The sequence below is a fragment of the Demequina iriomotensis genome (assembly GCF_000971395.1).
Lineage (GTDB): Bacteria > Actinomycetota > Actinomycetes > Actinomycetales > Demequinaceae > Demequina > Demequina iriomotensis.
Window position 1 is genome coordinate 90,463 of the sequence record NZ_BBME01000017.1, and the last position, 15,283, is coordinate 105,745.

Annotated in this window: 15 protein-coding genes and 1 tRNA gene; 5 read left to right on the forward strand and 11 right to left on the reverse strand. The window is 72.3% G+C overall.

What is annotated here, in order from left to right:
* Window positions 1-64: 64 nt before the first annotated feature.
* On the reverse strand, window positions 65-1,177 hold the full coding sequence (locus AOM09_RS12130) for a M50 family metallopeptidase (RefSeq protein WP_062388850.1): 1,113 nt from the start codon (window positions 1,175-1,177) through the stop codon (window positions 65-67).
* A gap of 102 nt (window positions 1,178-1,279) precedes the next feature.
* Between AOM09_RS12130 and AOM09_RS12135 the strand changes: the two genes are divergently transcribed.
* Entirely contained in the window at window positions 1,280-2,113 is an 834-nt protein-coding gene (locus AOM09_RS12135; protein ID WP_062388853.1) for a RecB family exonuclease, read from the forward strand.
* A 3-nt stretch (window positions 2,114-2,116) separates the two neighbouring features.
* Here AOM09_RS12135 and AOM09_RS12140 read toward each other — a convergent pair whose 3' ends face one another.
* A complete protein-coding gene (locus AOM09_RS12140; protein WP_062388856.1) occupies window positions 2,117-3,697 on the reverse strand; it encodes a methyl-accepting chemotaxis protein in 1,581 nt (526 codons plus the stop codon).
* 96 nt (window positions 3,698-3,793) lie between these two features.
* Window positions 3,794-4,483 carry an HAD family hydrolase gene (locus tag AOM09_RS12145; RefSeq protein WP_062388859.1) on the reverse strand — a complete coding sequence of 230 codons (690 nt, stop codon included), beginning with the start codon at window positions 4,481-4,483 and terminating at the stop codon, window positions 3,794-3,796.
* A gap of 24 nt (window positions 4,484-4,507) precedes the next feature.
* On the opposite strand from AOM09_RS12145, the gene AOM09_RS12150 reads away from it, so the two are divergent.
* Window positions 4,508-5,374 (forward strand): PAC2 family protein, encoded by an 867-nt coding sequence (locus tag AOM09_RS12150; protein ID WP_062388862.1) that lies wholly within the window; start codon window positions 4,508-4,510, stop codon window positions 5,372-5,374.
* A 42-nt stretch (window positions 5,375-5,416) separates the two neighbouring features.
* Here AOM09_RS12150 and AOM09_RS12155 read toward each other — a convergent pair whose 3' ends face one another.
* Window positions 5,417-6,280, reverse strand: coding sequence for an undecaprenyl-diphosphate phosphatase (locus AOM09_RS12155; RefSeq protein ID WP_062388865.1), 864 nt, complete (start codon window positions 6,278-6,280; stop codon window positions 5,417-5,419).
* A 66-nt stretch (window positions 6,281-6,346) separates the two neighbouring features.
* Between AOM09_RS12155 and AOM09_RS12160 the strand changes: the two genes are divergently transcribed.
* Complete coding sequence (locus AOM09_RS12160; protein WP_062388869.1) at window positions 6,347-7,309, forward strand: aldo/keto reductase; 963 nt, start codon at window positions 6,347-6,349, stop codon at window positions 7,307-7,309.
* A gap of 67 nt (window positions 7,310-7,376) precedes the next feature.
* Here AOM09_RS12160 and AOM09_RS12165 read toward each other — a convergent pair whose 3' ends face one another.
* A complete protein-coding gene (locus tag AOM09_RS12165) occupies window positions 7,377-7,682 on the reverse strand; it encodes a hypothetical protein (RefSeq protein ID WP_062388871.1) in 306 nt (101 codons plus the stop codon).
* A 42-nt stretch (window positions 7,683-7,724) separates the two neighbouring features.
* Between AOM09_RS12165 and AOM09_RS12170 the strand changes: the two genes are divergently transcribed.
* Window positions 7,725-7,982: a DUF5703 family protein gene (locus tag AOM09_RS12170; protein ID WP_228375137.1), complete on the forward strand. Its 258-nt coding sequence runs from the start codon at window positions 7,725-7,727 to the stop codon at window positions 7,980-7,982.
* Between the two features lie 33 nt (window positions 7,983-8,015).
* On the opposite strand, the gene AOM09_RS12175 is transcribed toward AOM09_RS12170, so the two are convergent.
* The 5 genes from AOM09_RS12175 to AOM09_RS15385 form a co-directional block, all read right to left on the reverse strand.
* Complete coding sequence (locus tag AOM09_RS12175) at window positions 8,016-8,606, reverse strand: hypothetical protein (RefSeq protein WP_062388874.1); 591 nt, start codon at window positions 8,604-8,606, stop codon at window positions 8,016-8,018.
* On the reverse strand, window positions 8,593-9,891 hold the full coding sequence (locus tag AOM09_RS12180) for a M20/M25/M40 family metallo-hydrolase (protein ID WP_062388878.1): 1,299 nt from the start codon (window positions 9,889-9,891) through the stop codon (window positions 8,593-8,595). Before AOM09_RS12180 ends, AOM09_RS12175 begins: the two co-directional genes overlap by 14 nt.
* 19 nt (window positions 9,892-9,910) lie before the next feature.
* Window positions 9,911-11,311, reverse strand: coding sequence for a glycosyltransferase family 39 protein (locus tag AOM09_RS12185; protein WP_062388880.1), 1,401 nt, complete (start codon window positions 11,309-11,311; stop codon window positions 9,911-9,913).
* A 156-nt stretch (window positions 11,312-11,467) separates the two neighbouring features.
* A tRNA-Leu gene (locus tag AOM09_RS12190) sits at window positions 11,468-11,555 on the reverse strand.
* A 105-nt stretch (window positions 11,556-11,660) separates the two neighbouring features.
* Entirely contained in the window at window positions 11,661-11,804 is a 144-nt protein-coding gene (locus AOM09_RS15385) for a GPGG-motif small membrane protein (RefSeq protein ID WP_169747659.1), read from the reverse strand.
* Window positions 11,805-12,018: 214 nt separating this feature from the next.
* Here AOM09_RS15385 and AOM09_RS12195 point away from each other — a divergent pair, with 214 nt between their 5' ends.
* Window positions 12,019-12,390, forward strand: a complete 372-nt coding sequence (locus AOM09_RS12195) for a hypothetical protein (protein WP_062388881.1) — start codon at window positions 12,019-12,021, stop codon at window positions 12,388-12,390.
* Here AOM09_RS12195 and AOM09_RS12200 read toward each other — a convergent pair.
* Window positions 12,365-15,262 (reverse strand): KAP family P-loop NTPase fold protein, encoded by a 2,898-nt coding sequence (locus AOM09_RS12200; RefSeq protein WP_062388882.1) that lies wholly within the window; start codon window positions 15,260-15,262, stop codon window positions 12,365-12,367. The genes AOM09_RS12195 and AOM09_RS12200 overlap by 26 nt on opposite strands.
* Window positions 15,263-15,283 lie beyond the last annotated feature (21 nt).

Consider the following 15,283-nt stretch of genomic DNA (forward strand, 5'->3'; position numbering starts at 1 on the left):
GCGAGCGCCTGGTGCCGAACGCGGCCGTGCTGGCGCCGCGCTCGCCCTCGCAGGGTGACCCGCGTCAGCTCAGCGCGGCCTTGAGATCCTCGAGGCGCGCGACGCCGACCGGCATCCCCTCGGCGTCGGCGACCACGAGCACGTCGGTGCGTCCGAACCACGGCACCACGGCCTGCACCAGGCCCTCGCCGGTCGCCGCCGCCGGGATGACGGCGCCGCGGACGATGGGCATCGTCACCGACAGGAGCGTCGTGGTGCCGCGCGCGTCCTCGGGCACCACGTCGGTGAGGCTGATCGGGAAGTGGCCCGCCGCCTGCCCGTCCGCCGCGAGGACCACCACCTCCCGCGCGCCCGCGGCCGCCGCGAGCTCGCGCGCCTCGGCGACCGTGGCGTCGTACGTCACGCCTACCGCGGGCGATGCCACCGCGAGAGCCGTGACGCTCTCCCGACGGCCCAGCACCGTCGCGGCGCGCAGCTCCGCGCTCGAGGCGGGCCAGATCACCGAGAAGAGGAACATCGCCCAGACCGCGGCGACCACATCCACCCCGCGGCCCTGCAGGAGCGGCCACCCGACCGCGATGACGATGACGGCGATCGCGACGATGCGGCCGCCCTGCGCCGCCCACCGGTGGCCCTTCCAGCGGTCGCCGGACACGCCCCACACGATCGCGTTGACCACGCGACCGCCGTCGAGCGGCGAGCCGGGCAGGGCGTTGAAGCCCGCAAGCAGGAAGTTGAGGAGGCCCGCGTACCAGAGCACCTCGCCTGCCGTGCCGTCGAGCGCGCCCGCGGCGACGATCGCGACGGCGCCGATGAGCGCGTTCGCCGCCGGGCCGGCCGCCGCGATCACTCCCGTCTCGACCGGGCGCGGGTCCGCCGCACGGAACTGCGTGTGCCCGCCGAAGAACGTGAGCACGATCTCCTCGACCTCGCGGCGGAAGGCGCGCGCCGCGGCGGCGTGCGCGAGCTCGTGCAGGAAGACCGACACGAAGAGCAGGATCGCGACGGCGAGCCCGAGAGCGAACCCGTGGCGGGTGAGCCCGTCCTCGCCGGTCCCGTAGAACGCCGCGAGCACGAGCGCCATCACGAGCGTCGACGGGGTGAGCACGATGCGCGCGCCGAGCACGCGGCCCAGGGTGATGCCTCGCGTGGTCCGGGTCGGGGGCGGCCTGTCCATGGCTCCACGGTAGTGCGCGCCGCCGACAGGTCCGGGACGCGCGCATCGTGCCGCTGTGGACGGCGCGGGCCGCTGTCGGACCCACCGCCTAGGGTGGTGGCCATGCCTCGACCGCCCGCCCTCTCGCCCTCCCGCGCCGGCGATTTCCAGCAGTGCCCGCTGATGTTCCGGTACCGCGTCATCGACCGGCTGCCGGAACCGCCGTCGGCCGCCGCGACCCTCGGGACGCTCGTGCACTCCGTCCTCGAGGAGCTCTACGACCTTCCCGCCGCGGACCGCACGGTCGAGGCCGCACAGGCGCGCCTCGAGCCCGCGTGGCGCAAGATGCTCGAGAAGGATCCGCGGTTGGCCGAGCTGCACGCCGACCCGTTCCTCGAGCGCGAGTGGCTCGCGGACGGCCGCGACCGCATCGCGACCTACTTCACCCTCGAGAACCCGCAGCGGCTCGAGCCGGCGGGCCGCGAGGAGTTCGTCGAGCTCCAGCTCGAGGACGGGCCCCTGCTGCGCGGGATCGTCGACCGCATCGACATCGCGCCCGACGGCGCGATCCGCATCGTCGACTACAAGACGGGCAAGACGCCGGACCCGCGCTGGGGCGAGAAGAAGGAGCGCTTCCAGATGCGCTTCTACGCCCTGGTGATCGAGCGGCTCCGCCAGCGTCGCCCGGCCCTGCTGCAGCTGCTGTTCCTCAAGGACGGCGGCCGCCTCGAGATCCGGCCCACCGAGGGCGACCTCCAGCAGATCGAGTTCGAGATCCGCGAGATCTGGGGCGAGATCACCGCCGCGGCCGAGGCGGGCAGGTTCCGCACGCGCAAGTCGAAGCTGTGCGGCTGGTGCAGCTTCCAGGACGCCTGCCCCGAGTTCGGCGGCGCCGAGCGCCCGCTCGACCCGGACGCGGTCGAACGGGCGCTCGGGGTGCGGCCACTGACGGCGTAGGCGCTACGCCTCGACGCCCGCGACCGCGGAGCTCAGCCGGCGCGAGGTGGACGCGAGGGCCTCGGCGGCCGCGTTGACCTCGAGCAGGCCGGCCGTGGTGCGCACGGTGGTCTCGTTGACGGACTCGAGCGCCGAAGCGATCTCGCGGCTGCTGCCGGCAACGCGCTCGGCACTCGCCGCCATCTCCGCGGTGGTGGCCGTCTGCTCCTCGACGGCCCCCGCGATGGTGGCCTGGTAGTCGGAGATCTGCCGGATGATCTCGCCGATCCGGGTGATCTCGTCCGACGCACGCTCGACGGTCGCCTGGATGCCCTGGACGCGCTCCGAGATGCCGCCGGTCGCGCGCGCGGTCTCCTGTGCGAGGTCCTTGACCTCGCCCGCCACGACGGCGAACCCTGCGCCGGCCTCACCTGCGCGGGCCGCCTCGATGGTCGCGTTGAGCGCGAGCAGGTTGGTCTGCTCGGCGATCTGGGTGATCACCTTGACCACCGAGCCGATCTCCTCGCTCGAGGTGCCGAGCTCGATGACGGTCCTGCTCGTGGCCTCCGACACCGCGACGGCCTCGTGCGCCATCTGCGCGACGCGCTGCGCGTTCTCCGCGATCTCGGCGATCGAGCTGCCCATCTGACCGGTGGCCGACGCGATGGTGTCGATCCCGGTGCTCACCTCGTGGGCGGCCCCGGACACCTCGGCCGTGCGATCGGTCGCACCGTGCGAGTCCCGCGACATGCCCTCGGAGGTGGCGGCCAGCGAGCTCGCGGCCTCGTCGAGCTCCGCGACGGCGGAGCGCACGCCCGCAGCCATCGCCGAGGCACGGTCCAGAGTACCGTTGAGCGCGACCGCGAGGCGCTCGAGCTCGGTGGCGCCCCGGCCCGTGTCGAGGCGTGTGTCGAGGTCGCCCGAGGCGAGCGCGGACGTCGCGGAGCCGATCGCCCGCACGATGGACCGTCCCACGAGCCATGCGAGGCCCGCGACCACGAGGAGGATCGCCAGGCCCCAGGCGGCGAGACGCGTGGCCTCCGCGATCGCGGCGGACTCGACGTCGTCGACGTAGATGCCGGAACCGACCACCCAGCCCCACTCCGGCACGCCCGCGACGTACGAGACCTTGGGCGCGGGGTCCTCCTGGCCCGGCTTGGGCCAGTTGTAGTCGACGAAGCCGGCGCCGTCCGCCTGCACCAGGTCGACGAACTCGACGAAGATCGCCGTGCCGTCCGTGTCGGTGATGCCGCTCACGTCCGTGCCGTCGAGCTCGGGCTTGACGGGGTGCATGATCATCGTCGGGGTCTCGTCGTTGATCCAGAAGTAGTCGTCCTCGGAGTACCTCAGGTCGCGCAGCTTGGCCGCGGCGAGCTCCTGCGCCTTCTCGCGAGGCAGGTTCCCCGCCTGCTCCTCCCCCACGTAGGAGTCGACGATCTGCACGGCGAGCTCGACCACCTGCTGGGTCGCGTCCTGGCGCTCGCTGAGCATGCGGTTCTCGATCGTCACCGAGCCGAGCGTGATCAGCATGACCATGCCGACCGCGATCATCGCGACGATCGCGAGGATCCTCGCTTGGATGGAGAGGCCCTTGATGAGCGCCATTGCCGTGGTTCCTTCCCTCAACGTGAACGTTGCGGACCCCATCGGCAGGCGCCCCGCACGTGTGAGGAGGGACCGGGACCTTGGTCCCGGGTGGGCTCAGGCGGTCGCGCCGAACTCGTCGATCACGTGACCGTCGACCAACCGGCCGAGCGTCTCGACGTCGAGGCCGGCGAGCGACGAGACTCGCGACAGCCCGGGCCGCTTCTCGACCGGGATGAGCCGGCGCACGCCGATGGTGGCGGCGCCCGCGGCGTGCGCCGAGCCGATTCCCGCGGGCGAGTCCTCGATCGCGACGCACCGGGTGATGTCGACGCCCAGGCGGTCGGCCGCGGTGAGGTACGGCTCGGGATGAGGCTTGCCGTGCGTGACCTGGTCCCCCGTCACCACCACCGCGAAGGCGTCCGGGGCGCGCGACACGAAGGCGTCGGCCAGCATCGAGTAGGACATCGTCACCAGGGCGCACGGGATGCCCGCGGTCACCACGGCGTCCAGGAGGGCCCGCGCATCGTCCATCCACGGGGTGCGCTCGCGCACCTGCGCCGTGACGCGCCCCAGGAGGTACGTGATGACCTCGTCGGGCTCGAGGTCCACGCCGCGCTCGATGAGCAGCTGCGCCGAGACGAGCAGCGGGTTGCCCACGAGTTGGAGCCCGTCCTCGTGGGTCCAGCCGACGCCGAAGCTGCGGCACAGCTCGGTCTCCGCCGCGATCCAGTAGGGCTCGGAGTCGATGAGCGTGCCATCCATGTCCCACAGCACGGCGTCCGGGAGAGTCGCCTTCTCATTCATATGGGCCGAGTCTAGGCTGGCCGGATGACGCACGAGAGCGATCCCGCCGCCCTGGCCGCCGACCAGTCCGTGATGATCGCGGCGTTCGAGGGCTGGAACGATGCCGGCTCCGCGGCCTCCTCCGCGCTCGACCACCTCGCGCGGATGTGGAAGGCGCGGGAGTATGCGACGCTCGACCCCGAGGAGTACCACGACTTCCAGGTGAGCCGCCCGACCATCCAGTCGGTGGGCGGCGGCGACCGCGTGATCTCGTGGCCGGGCACCGTGGTGTCGACCGCCACGGGACCGTGGGTGGGCGACCGCGAGATCGCGCTGGTGCGGGGCATCGAGCCCTCGATGCGGTGGCGGAGGTTCTGCCGCGAGATCCTCGACTACGCCGAGGACCTCGACGTGCACACGCTCATCACGTGCGGGGCGCTGCTCGTCGATGCGCCGCACACGCGCCCGCTGCCCACGTTCGTCACCACGGAGGACGACCGCGCGGGCAAGGCGTTCGACCTCGAGCGCTCGGACTACGAGGGCCCGATCGGCGTGCTCGGCGTGCTGGGCCATGAGGCCGCGCTGCGCGGGATCACCGTCGTGTCGGTGTGGGTGGGCGTGCCCCACTACATCGCGCACCCGCCGAGCCCCAAGGCGACCATCGCGATCCTGTCCCAGCTCGAGCGGTTCCTGGGCGAGCCCATCGACCTCGACGATCTTCCGGAGGAGCTCGAGGCGTGGCAGCACGGCGCCGACGAGCTGACGGAGGAGGACGAGGAGATCGCCGCGCACGTCGAGCAGCTCGAGTCCGTCATGGACGAGACGAGCCTGCCCGAGGCCTCGGGCGACGCGATCGCCGCGGAGTTCGAGAAGTTCCTGCGCCGCCGCGATCTGGGCAACGGCAAGGCGTAGCCGCCTGCCGCATCGTCCGGTCGGGCCGGGACGATGCGCGGGTCAGGTCGCGCTGATGGCCCCCGCCGCGAGCAGGCCCACGATCACGCCGGAGAAGGCGAAGCGGTAGATCACGAACGGCGTGTAGCTGTGGTGCGAGATCAGGCGCAGGAACCACACGATCACCGCGTAGCCGACGCCGAAGGCGACCACGGTCGCGATCGCGGTGTTGATCAGGCCCGCAGCGCCGGGCTCGTTGAGCGTGTCCCACTCGGTGAGGAGCTCGAAGACGCCGGAGCCGAGGACCGCGGGGATCGCGAGCAGGAACGACACGCGCGCCGCCGCCTCGCGCGTCATGCCCAGCAGCAGACCCATCGAGATGGTGCCGCCCGAGCGCGAGACGCCGGGGATGAGCGCCATGGCCTGCGCGAAGCCGAGCAGGATGCCGTCCTTGATGGTGAGGTCCTCGAGGTTGCGCCGCTTGGAGCCGATGCGGTCCGCGAACCACAGCACGGCCGCGAAGGCCGCGAGCACGAACGCCGTGATGTAGAGGTTGCGCAGGCTCGTCTCGATGACGTCCTTGAACAGCACGCCCAGGATCACGATGGGGAACGAGCCGAGGATCACGTACCAGCCCATGCGCGCATCGTGATCGGGCGCCAGGATGGTGCGCTGCTTCCAGCCCGCTGCCGTCGAGTCGAGCAGCGCGCGGAACCACGCCGCGATGATGCGGGTGATGTCCTTCCAGAAGTAGACGAGCACGGCGGCCTCGGTGCCGATCTGGATGATCGCGGTGAACGCGGCTCCCGGGTCCTCGCCGTGAGGGAGCAGCGCGCCGATGACGCGGATGTGCGCGCTCGAGGAGATCGGCAGGAACTCCGTGAGACCCTGCACCAGCCCGAGGATGACCGCTTCCCACCAACCCATGGCGGCAACACTAGCGCCCGCGCGTCGCGCCCCGGTCTGGCGGCGCACCTTCGATAGCGTCTCCCCATGCAGCGCGCTCGGTTCGGCACCACGGGTCTTGAGGTGTCCCGCGTCGCGCTCGGCACCATGACGTGGAGCCGCGACACCGACGCGGAGCAGGCCGGCGGCCAGCTCGACGCCTTCCTCGACGCGGGCGGCACGCTGCTCGACACGGCCGCGTCGTACGCGGACGGCGGCTCCGAGTCGCTCATCGGTCGGCTGCTCGGCGGCTCGGTGTCGCGCGCGGACGTGCAGATCTGCACCAAGGCGGGCATCCGCCGCACCGCCTTGGGCGGCGTCGTCGACGCCTCGCGCGACACGATGCTCGACACCCTCGACGCCTCGCTGCGGCGGCTCGGCACGGACCACGTCGACCTATGGCTCGTGCACCAGCACGATGCGGCGACGCCCCTGGACGAGACCCTCCACGCGCTCGAGATCGCGGTCAACAGCGGCCGCGCGCGCTACGTCGGCGTCTCGAACTTCCCCGGCTGGGCGACCGCGCGCATCGCGACGCTGGCCGACCGCCGGCCGTCGCTCGCGGCCACGCAGGTCGAGTACTCCCTGCTCCAGCGCGGCATCGAGCGCGAGGTCGCTCCGGCGGCCGCCGCGCTCGGGCTCGGCGTGATGGCCTGGTCGCCCCTGGGACGCGGCGTGCTCACGGGCAAGTACCGCACCGCGATCCCGGCGGACTCGCGCGCGGCCTCCGAGCACCTGTCGGGATTCGTCGAGCCCTACCTCGACGAGCGGGCCGGCGCGATCGTCGAGGCGCTGGCGATCGCCTCCGAGGGGCTCGGCGTCACGGCGCAGGAGACCGCCCTCGCGTGGGTCCTGGCCCAGCCGTTCATCGCGACCGCGGTCGTGGGGGCCCGCACCGCGGAGCAGCTCCACGCGTCGCTCGCGGCCGCCTCGCTCACGCTGCCACCCGCCATCGTCGACGCGCTCGACGAGGTCTCCGCCATCGAGCTCGGATACCCGGAGCGCCGATGATCACGGCGCGCACGGGCCTCGTCGAGACCGGACCGTGCGCGCGCCGCGCGATCGTGCGCGGGGACCGTCAGCGGAGCTGGAAGTCGTCGAGGTCGTCGTCCAGCACGTCCTCGTCCTCGCCCGCGTGGGCGTCCAGCGCATCGTCCTCGTCGTCGTCCGGCTCCTCGAGCTCGACGTCGTCGAGCAGCATCGGGAGCGTCTCGCCGTACTCCACGTCGAGGACGGCCTCGTACCGGTCGAACGCGTCCGCGAGCGCGTCGTACGCGTCGTCGACCGAGGCGTCCTCGTCGCCGCGACGCGCCAGGATCGCGGCGAGGTGCTCCTCGTATGCCGCGACCAACAGCCTCAGCGCCTCATGCGCGTTCGAGTCCATGGCTATGACGTTACCTGCGGAGCAGGTTGAATGGGAGGCGAGATGAACCACGACTCACACCGCACCGCCCACATCGTCACTCCGACGCGCCGCGTGCCGTCGGCGGACAGCCGCTACGACTGGCGCGTGGTCGACATCCCGGTGGAGATCACCCGCGCGGAGCAACGGGCGCTGCTCACCGAGCAGGCCGAGTACGGCCGGTGGGAGCTCATCCGCTCGCAACGGTTCGTGGGCGGGGCAAGACGCGTGTGGCTGCGCCGCCGCGTGATGAACGTGCGCCGCACCGACGACGCGGCCTGAGCATCGTCCTCCCGCGGCGGGACGATGCGCGGGTCAGACGGGCGGGGCCAGGGTCGCCCAGCGCTCGTCGACGCGGTATCCGATGCGCGCGTTCGCGGCGAGGATCGCTGCGTTCTCCGCAGCACCTCCGGTGCGGAAGGTCGCCACGCCGTCGTGCGTGAGCGCGAGCACCGATGCGGCCTTGACCGCCGCACCTAGCCCCCTCCCCCGATGCGCGCGGGCGACCACGGTGAAGTCGGTCTCCGCGCGCGACCCGTCGACGTCCACATAGGTGAGCGCGACCAACCGGTCCGCGGGGTCGATCACCCCCCATGCCCGTCGCGCCGCGCTGATCCCTGCGGCCTCGCGGGTCAGCGGCACGTGCCGGGTGGCGACGCCTCCCGGGTAGTCCTCGCGGGTCGCCGCATCGAGCGCGAGGACCGCGTCGACGTCGCCGGGGCCGAGCTCACGCAGGTCGCCCAGGCCGCGCGCACCACCAGCCAGCACCCTCAACGCATCGAGGTCCACCCGACCGGCATCGAGCCGCGCGCCCCACGAGCGTGCCACCACCGTCCAACCGTCGGCGAGGCGGTCCGCCACCCGCGCATCGTCCTCCCGCGCGACCAGGACGTCAGCAGTCCGCAAGGAACCTCACCATCACGTCGGTGCCGAACTCGAGCGAGTCGATCGGCACGCGCTCGTCGATCCCGTGGAACAGCCCGGGGAAGTCGAGCTCGGGGGGCAGACGCAGCGGCGCGAAGCCGTAGCCCGCGATGCCCAGCTGCGCGAGGTGCTTGTTGTCCGTGCCGCCCATCATCGTGTACGGGAGCACGATCGCGTCCGGGTCGTCGAACGTCACGGCCTCGATGGCCTTGTGCACCAGCGGCACGTCGAAGGGCAGCTCGATCGACGGCTCGGTGATGTACTGCTCGACCTTGACGTGCGTGCCCGCGAGCTCCTCGATGGTGCGCAGCACCTGCTCCTGCTGGCCGTGGAGGAAGCGCGAGTCGACGAAGCCGCCGGCCGTGTCCGGGATGACGTTGACCTTGTAGCCGGCGTCCATCATCGTCGGGTTCGAGGTGTTGCGCAGCGACGCCTCGACCATCCTGCCCACGGCGCCCAGGCCCGCCACCAGCGCGTCGACCGTCGCCGGATCGTCGGCGTAGTCGATCCCCAGCAGGTCGGCGGTGCCCCGCAGGAGGTGCTCCGAGGTGGGCGAGATCTCCATGGGCCACTCGTACGCGCCGATGCGGGCCATGGCGCCGCCGAGGTGGGCGACCGCGTTGTCGTGGTGCACCAGCGATCCATGACCCTGGACGCCGGAGGCCGCGAGGCGCAGCCACTGCATGCCCTTCTCCCCCGTCTGGAACAGGTACACGCGCCGCCCGGCGACCTGGATCGAGAAGCCGCCGACCTCGGAGACCGCCTCGGTGGCGCCGCGGAAGTCGTCGGGGTGATTCTCGACCATCCACTTGGCGCCGCGATGGCCACCGTGCTCCTCGTCGGCGAAGAACGCGAGGACGACGTCGCGGGCAGGCTTCACGCCGGCCGCGACCATGCGTCCGACCGCCGCCAGGTACATCGCGTCGACGCCCTTCATGTCGACGGCGCCGCGCCCCCAGATCATGCCCTCCTTGACCTCGGCGCCGAACGGGTCGACCGTCCAGTCCTCCGGGAAGGCGGGCACCACATCGAGGTGGCCGTGCAGCACGAGCGGCGGACGGGTGCGGTCCGCGCCCTCCCACAGCGCGGTGAGCGAGGCGCGCCCGGGCTCGGACTCGCGGATCACCGGCTCCAGCCCCAGGCCGCTGAGGTACGTCGCGACGTACTCCGCTGCGGCGCGCTCGCCGGGGCCCTCCGCGTCGCCGTAGTTCGAGGTGTCGATGCGCATGAGGTCTCGCGCGAGGCGGACCACGTCGGACTCGGTCATGCGGACCAGGCTAGCGGCCTCACATCACCATCCAGCCGTTCGAGATCACCACACCCAGGACGATGAGCCCGACGAGCGACAGCAGGTACACGAGCCAGCGGTAGCCGGCCTTGTGCGCCGCGATGACGATGCAGGCGACCGTGCCCGGGATGAGCGCGAGGCCGTACCGGCCGGTGGGGTTGGGGAAGTACTGCGGCACCGCCGTGCTGAGGTACGCCTGGATCTGCACCACGGTCGGATACAGCAGCGTCCCCGCGAGCACCATCCACCCGAGCGACCGCCGGGCCGGCTCCTTCGCGCAGGCGACGATCACCGCGAAGATCGCGCCGATGACGAGCACGTTGAGCAGGCGGGTCCACGACACCATGAGGGCGACGTTGAGCGGCTCCTGCAGGTAGTAGTCGGACGACAGGTTGAGGCCGTTGAAGGCCGTCTCGAGCCACTCGGAGCCCGGCAGACCCAGCACATCGCGCGTGTTGAGCCCCACGAGGGGGTTCTGCCAGTTCGGGTCGCCCCGTCCCCCCTGCCAGGCCTGCCACAGCGCGTAGGGCACGAGGATGGCGCCGGCCATCCCGCCGACGATCGCCGCATCGCGTGCTCGCGGGCGGCTGCGCGCCCAGTCGCGCACCATGCGGAAGGCGAGCAGCGCCCCGAGCGCGATGAACGGGATCGCCGCGATGGTCTTGGTCATGCCCGCGATGCCGGCGAGGACGGCCGCGAGCCGCCAGTCCGCATCGTCGTCGACGAAGATGCGCGCGGCGAGCCAGACCGCTGCCGCACCGATCACCACCGAGGCCGCGTCGGGGTTCACCGTGGTGACCGCGTGGAGCACGCGCGGGAAGGCGGGCAGCAGCAGCGGCGCGATGATCGCCGCGGCCGGGTCGACGCGCCACCGGCGCAGCGCCACGAACATCATCTGCATGCCGAGCCCGAGCCACAGGACGCCCAGCAGCCGCGCCGCGGTGAGGAAGTCCACCGACGGGAGCACGGCGGCGATCGCGCGCGCCGGCAGGCCGACCGCGACGTAGTACAGCGGCGGGTGCGAGAAGTTGTACTGCTGGCCCTCGTAGGGGAACTCCCACGCGTCGGCGTCCGCGCCGCATGCGGGGAGCGCGTAGCGCTCCTGCCCCACGCACGCCCACGTCTCGCGGATCTCCGGCGCGATGATCGCGCCCGCGTAGGGGATCTGGAAGTGCGAGGCCTGCCACGCGTAGTCGGCATGGGTCGGTTCGTCGATGCGTGACATCGCCGTGCCCGGCCCCAGCACCACCGGCACCACGATCGCCGTCGCGACCACCATGTAGAGCACCAGCACGGCGAGCCGCGAGCGCCGGGAGTCGCGGAACGATGCCGCCCATTCCTCGGCGATCCCGAGCCACTCCGAGGGCAACGGAGCCCTCTTCGCGTGCGTGACGGACAACGGCGCTCCTAGCGTGAGGGGATGGCGCCGGCGAGGCGCGATGCACGCATCGTATCCGCGCTACCGGGGACGATGCGCGGCGCGAGCGGTCCCAGGGTGTCGCGATCGGTGGCCGGGAACGCCGAAGGCCCCGACCTTGCGGTCGGGGCCTTCGTGTGGTGTCCGAGGGGGGACTTGAACCCCCACGCCCTATACGGGCACTAGCACCTCAAGCTAGCGCGTCTGCCAATTCCGCCACCCGGACAGGTGGTCCGAGGTGCTCTTCCGAGCTCCTCAGCGCGAGAAGAACTTTAGCACGGCATGGAGACGGCTCTTGACCACTTTCGCGTATGACGCCGTGATACCTCCGTCATGTGAAGATGCTGACGCCTCCCGGTCCCACCAGCAGCCCCACGACGATGAGGACGACGCCCCACAGGATCTGCTTCTGGAACAGGCGGATGATCCCCGCGACGACGAGGATCACGGCGAGGATCCACAGGATGAAGGCCATTGCTCTTTCCTTTCGATCGGACATGCGATGTCAGGTCATGCACTGGGGACAACCGTCGGCGACGCCCCAGGTATTCCGCGCCCCCTGCCCATGGTCGCTCAGATCCCGCGTTCCCGCGCGGCGACCCGGGGGACCTTGGACCCTCGCGTGCGGAGGGTGCGGGCGTAGCGTGAAAGGAGGTCCCCGGGGTCTGCACAGCGGCAGGGGGTGGACCATGATCGCGTCGACCAGGGACGTGCTCGCGACCTTCTTCGTCGCCGGTGCCGCGGCGCTCGCCTGGGCGCACGCGACCGCCGCGGATCTCCCCTTCACGGGATCGGCGCGGGCGACCGCGGCCCTGATCTTCGTCTTCGGCCTGGGCGCGTGCACCACGGGATCCGCCGACTCGTGGGAGCCCGAAAGGGGACGCCGGCGCTGGTATCACCGTGTGGGCGGAGCGCTCGGCCTCGTGGCTGTGGCCGCGCTCGTGTGGGCGCTGGCCACGGGCGCCACCGCCGCGGTGGTCGCTCTCGCTGCGGTGGTCGGCGTGACGTGGCTGATGGCGACCGTGCGGCATCTGGTCACGCCGGCGGCGCCTGCATCGTGACGCCCGCCGTGTGGAAGGCGTACCGGCGCACGGTGCCCAGCCAGCGACCGGCGTCGGCGCACGTCAGGCGCCCGCCGCCCGCCGCCTCCACCAGTCCGCGAGGGCCGTCCGCGAGGTCGTGAGCGATGGCCGCGAGCGTCACGGCGTCGCCTCCCGCCTCGATGCGCGCGAACAGCGCGCCCGCGTGCTCCGGCAGCGCCACCTGAGCGGCGAGCAGCAGCACCAGGCATCCGCGCTCGGAGTCGGACGAGTCGGTGCCGCTCGGGTCGGCCGTCGCACGAATGAGCCGGTAGAGGTTCACCAGGCGCACGGCGTTGCGAGGCGAGCCGAGGTGGCGCATCACGGTGGCGAGCGCCTCGACCTCGCGCCGTGTGAGCTGCAAGGCGCGCGCCGCGAGCTCCGGCGCGGGGACGCGCGGCACCGCGTCCACGCCCGCCCGCCTGGGGCGCCGCGTAGGCGCCGCGGACGGTGCCTTGCGCGCCGCCTCGCCCCCTCCATCGTCCCGCCTCCGCTCCTCGGGAGGAGTGCCGTAGTCCTCCCCGGCGCCGGTGGCGGGCTCGCCCTCGGCGACGAGCGGCCCCACGAGGTCCCGCACGAAGACGTCGTAGTCGTCGACCGCACGGAAGTCAGGGATCCGGTAGGCGATCTGGAAGATCTTCTCGAGGTACTCGACGGTGGTCGCGGCCGCGGCGGCCTCGCCCGCGCGCGCGAACTGGTCGGGGAACTGGCGCACGAGCGAGCGTTCGAGCCAGCGCGGATCGACCGCCACGATCACCACGAACGAGGACTCGGCGAGCAGTAGGTGGACGGTCTCGAGCACCTCGATCACGCGGTCCGGCCGGCACCGGTCGAGATCGTCGACGTAGAGCACGATGCGCTCGGTGCCCGGCACGCGGGCGAGCGAGCGGAAGAGCCGCCGCAGCTGATCCTGCGCCACCGCGTGCAGGCCCAACCGGTCCACGAGCGCGGCATCGCCGATGAACTCGCGCGCGAGCTCGACCGCGGATGCGGTAGCGAGCCTCTCGCGCCGCAGCTCGAGGGCCGTGAGCTCGGCATCCATCGCCGCCAGGCGTCGGTCGCGCGCCTCCTTGACCTCACCGACGCGGCGCAGCGCGGCACGCACGGGCGCGGCGAATGCGAGCGCGCCCACCACCCCGGCCGCGGCCTGCGCGAGGGGTTGCGTGAGGCCGGAGACGATCGCCCACGTCGCGGCGGCGGCCACGACGAGCGCGCCGGCGACGAGCGCGGCGCGCTCGCGCGCCCGGAGCACCCGCCAGCGGCTCGCGAACGCCTTCGCGCCCGTGACCTCGGTGCCCAAGGTCGCGAGGTCGAGGGACTTGAGGTGCTCGTTGCCGGCGAGGATGTGCGCGACCTCGGGCAGGACGCGCACCGCCGGGTCCTTGACGATGTCGTCCCGTTCGCGCTGGAGCTCGGCGATGCGCCTGTCGACGTCGTGGACGATGGGCCGCGCGAGTCCGTCGACGTCGGCGAGCTCGACCCAGAGCGCGTGAAGCAGGCTCGCGAGGAGATCCGTCTCGGCGTAGTGCCACGCGTTGAACGTCACCTGACGGATGCGCGACACGAAGCCGGGGCGTCCCTCGTAGCCCCGCACCGAGGACTCGAGCTGACGCATGAAGGAGGACTTGCCGGCCCCCCACTCGCCGAACACGGCGACCGCGAGCGGCGGCGTGCACTCCTGCGAGGCGAGCAGCGCGGCCATGGCCTCCACGTCGGCACGCGAGCGCCCGAGGGTGTCGGTGGCGTTCGGCGCGTCCGCGGCGAAGCCGGCGGTCACGGGTCCGGTCGCCGGCGCGTCCGCCGCGGTGGTCGCGGTCGCGGTCGCACGAGCCTTGCCTGACCCGACGCTCAGCACCCGCGCCCAGGCGACGAGGTCCTCGCGGTGCGGCTTGTCGAGCAGCGCCTGGTACAGCACGGTCCGCAGGTCCGCCTCGACCCCGAACGCCGCGAGCACGTCCCTCGAGAGCGCATCGTCCCTCACCGCGACGGCCGCAAGATGATGCGACCACAGCTCCTGACCGCGCACCTCGCGACGGACGGAGTCCGCTTCCGCGACGACGTGCGCGACGAGCGGATCCGTCGCCGCGACGTTCGCGCGGCTCTCGACGTCGTCGATCGTCACGCCGAACTGCTCGGGCATCGCGCGCCACCGGCTGGGCGAGCCCGCCGCCTCGTGCAGGGCGTACGTGATCCCCTCGGGCAGCCTGCGGCGGTCGAGCCGCGTGACGGAGGGCCGCACGATGGCGGCGAGCAGCAGGTGCAGCCGATCGACCGCGGGATCACCGCGCGTCCGTGCGATCTGCGCGGCGATCGCGAGCAGCTCGAGCGCGCCGGGCCGCACCGCGATGGCGTCCGGCAGCGGAGGGGCCATCACGGGTGGCTCCGCGTCACGCGCGTCCATCTGCGTCTCGAGCTCGTCGAGGATCCCCGAGAGCGTCTCCGACGAGGCCTCCGCGGGCGAGGCGGCGAGCTCGTGGAGGCGGGTGACCAGGCGACCGATCCCCTGGGGATCGGAACCGTCGAGCCAGCCCCTGAGGTCGACAGGATCGCTGGCGCGCAGGCTGGCCGGGAGCTCCGCCCCGTCGCCGAGGAGCGCGACCAGCCCGTGCCCCGAGGCCAGCGCGATGCGGGCCTCCATGAGGAGCCGGTCATCGAGCTCGGCCATGATCGACCACAGCACGAGGTCGATGGGACCGTCGGCGTCCGCGGAGGAATCCGGCGGCTCGGGCGACTCGTGATCGGGGCGCGTGCGTGCCCGGATTCCCACGTCCTCGAGCGCCTGCATGACCCGCTCAGCGTCGAGGTCGTCCCCTCGCGCGAAGCGCAACGTCACCGTGATCGGGCCGGCGGCCATAGTGCATTGTCACCACGGCGC

Bases quoted from the DNA above. Each gene is read 5' to 3' on its own strand.
- AOM09_RS12195 (WP_062388881.1), top strand. From the start codon at position 12,019: ATGATCGCGTCGACCAGGGACGTGCTCGCGACCTTCTTCGTCGCCGGT.
- AOM09_RS12200 (WP_062388882.1), bottom strand. From the start codon at position 15,262: ATGGCCGCCGGCCCGATCACGGTGACGTTGCGCTTCGCGCGAGGGGAC.
- AOM09_RS12150 (WP_062388862.1), top strand. From the start codon at position 4,508: ATGACGCACGAGAGCGATCCCGCCGCCCTGGCCGCCGACCAGTCCGTG.
- AOM09_RS15385 (WP_169747659.1), bottom strand. From the start codon at position 11,804: ATGGCCTTCATCCTGTGGATCCTCGCCGTGATCCTCGTCGTCGCGGGG.
- AOM09_RS12145 (WP_062388859.1), bottom strand. From the start codon at position 4,483: ATGAATGAGAAGGCGACTCTCCCGGACGCCGTGCTGTGGGACATGGAT.
- AOM09_RS12135 (WP_062388853.1), top strand. From the start codon at position 1,280: ATGCCTCGACCGCCCGCCCTCTCGCCCTCCCGCGCCGGCGATTTCCAG.
- AOM09_RS12140 (WP_062388856.1), bottom strand. From the start codon at position 3,697: ATGGCGCTCATCAAGGGCCTCTCCATCCAAGCGAGGATCCTCGCGATC.
- AOM09_RS12180 (WP_062388878.1), bottom strand. From the start codon at position 9,891: ATGACCGAGTCCGACGTGGTCCGCCTCGCGCGAGACCTCATGCGCATC.
- AOM09_RS12130 (WP_062388850.1), bottom strand. From the start codon at position 1,177: ATGGACAGGCCGCCCCCGACCCGGACCACGCGAGGCATCACCCTGGGC.
- AOM09_RS12155 (WP_062388865.1), bottom strand. From the start codon at position 6,280: ATGGGTTGGTGGGAAGCGGTCATCCTCGGGCTGGTGCAGGGTCTCACG.
- AOM09_RS12165 (WP_062388871.1), bottom strand. From the start codon at position 7,682: ATGGACTCGAACGCGCATGAGGCGCTGAGGCTGTTGGTCGCGGCATAC.
- AOM09_RS12160 (WP_062388869.1), top strand. From the start codon at position 6,347: ATGCAGCGCGCTCGGTTCGGCACCACGGGTCTTGAGGTGTCCCGCGTC.
- AOM09_RS12170 (WP_228375137.1), top strand. From the start codon at position 7,725: ATGAACCACGACTCACACCGCACCGCCCACATCGTCACTCCGACGCGC.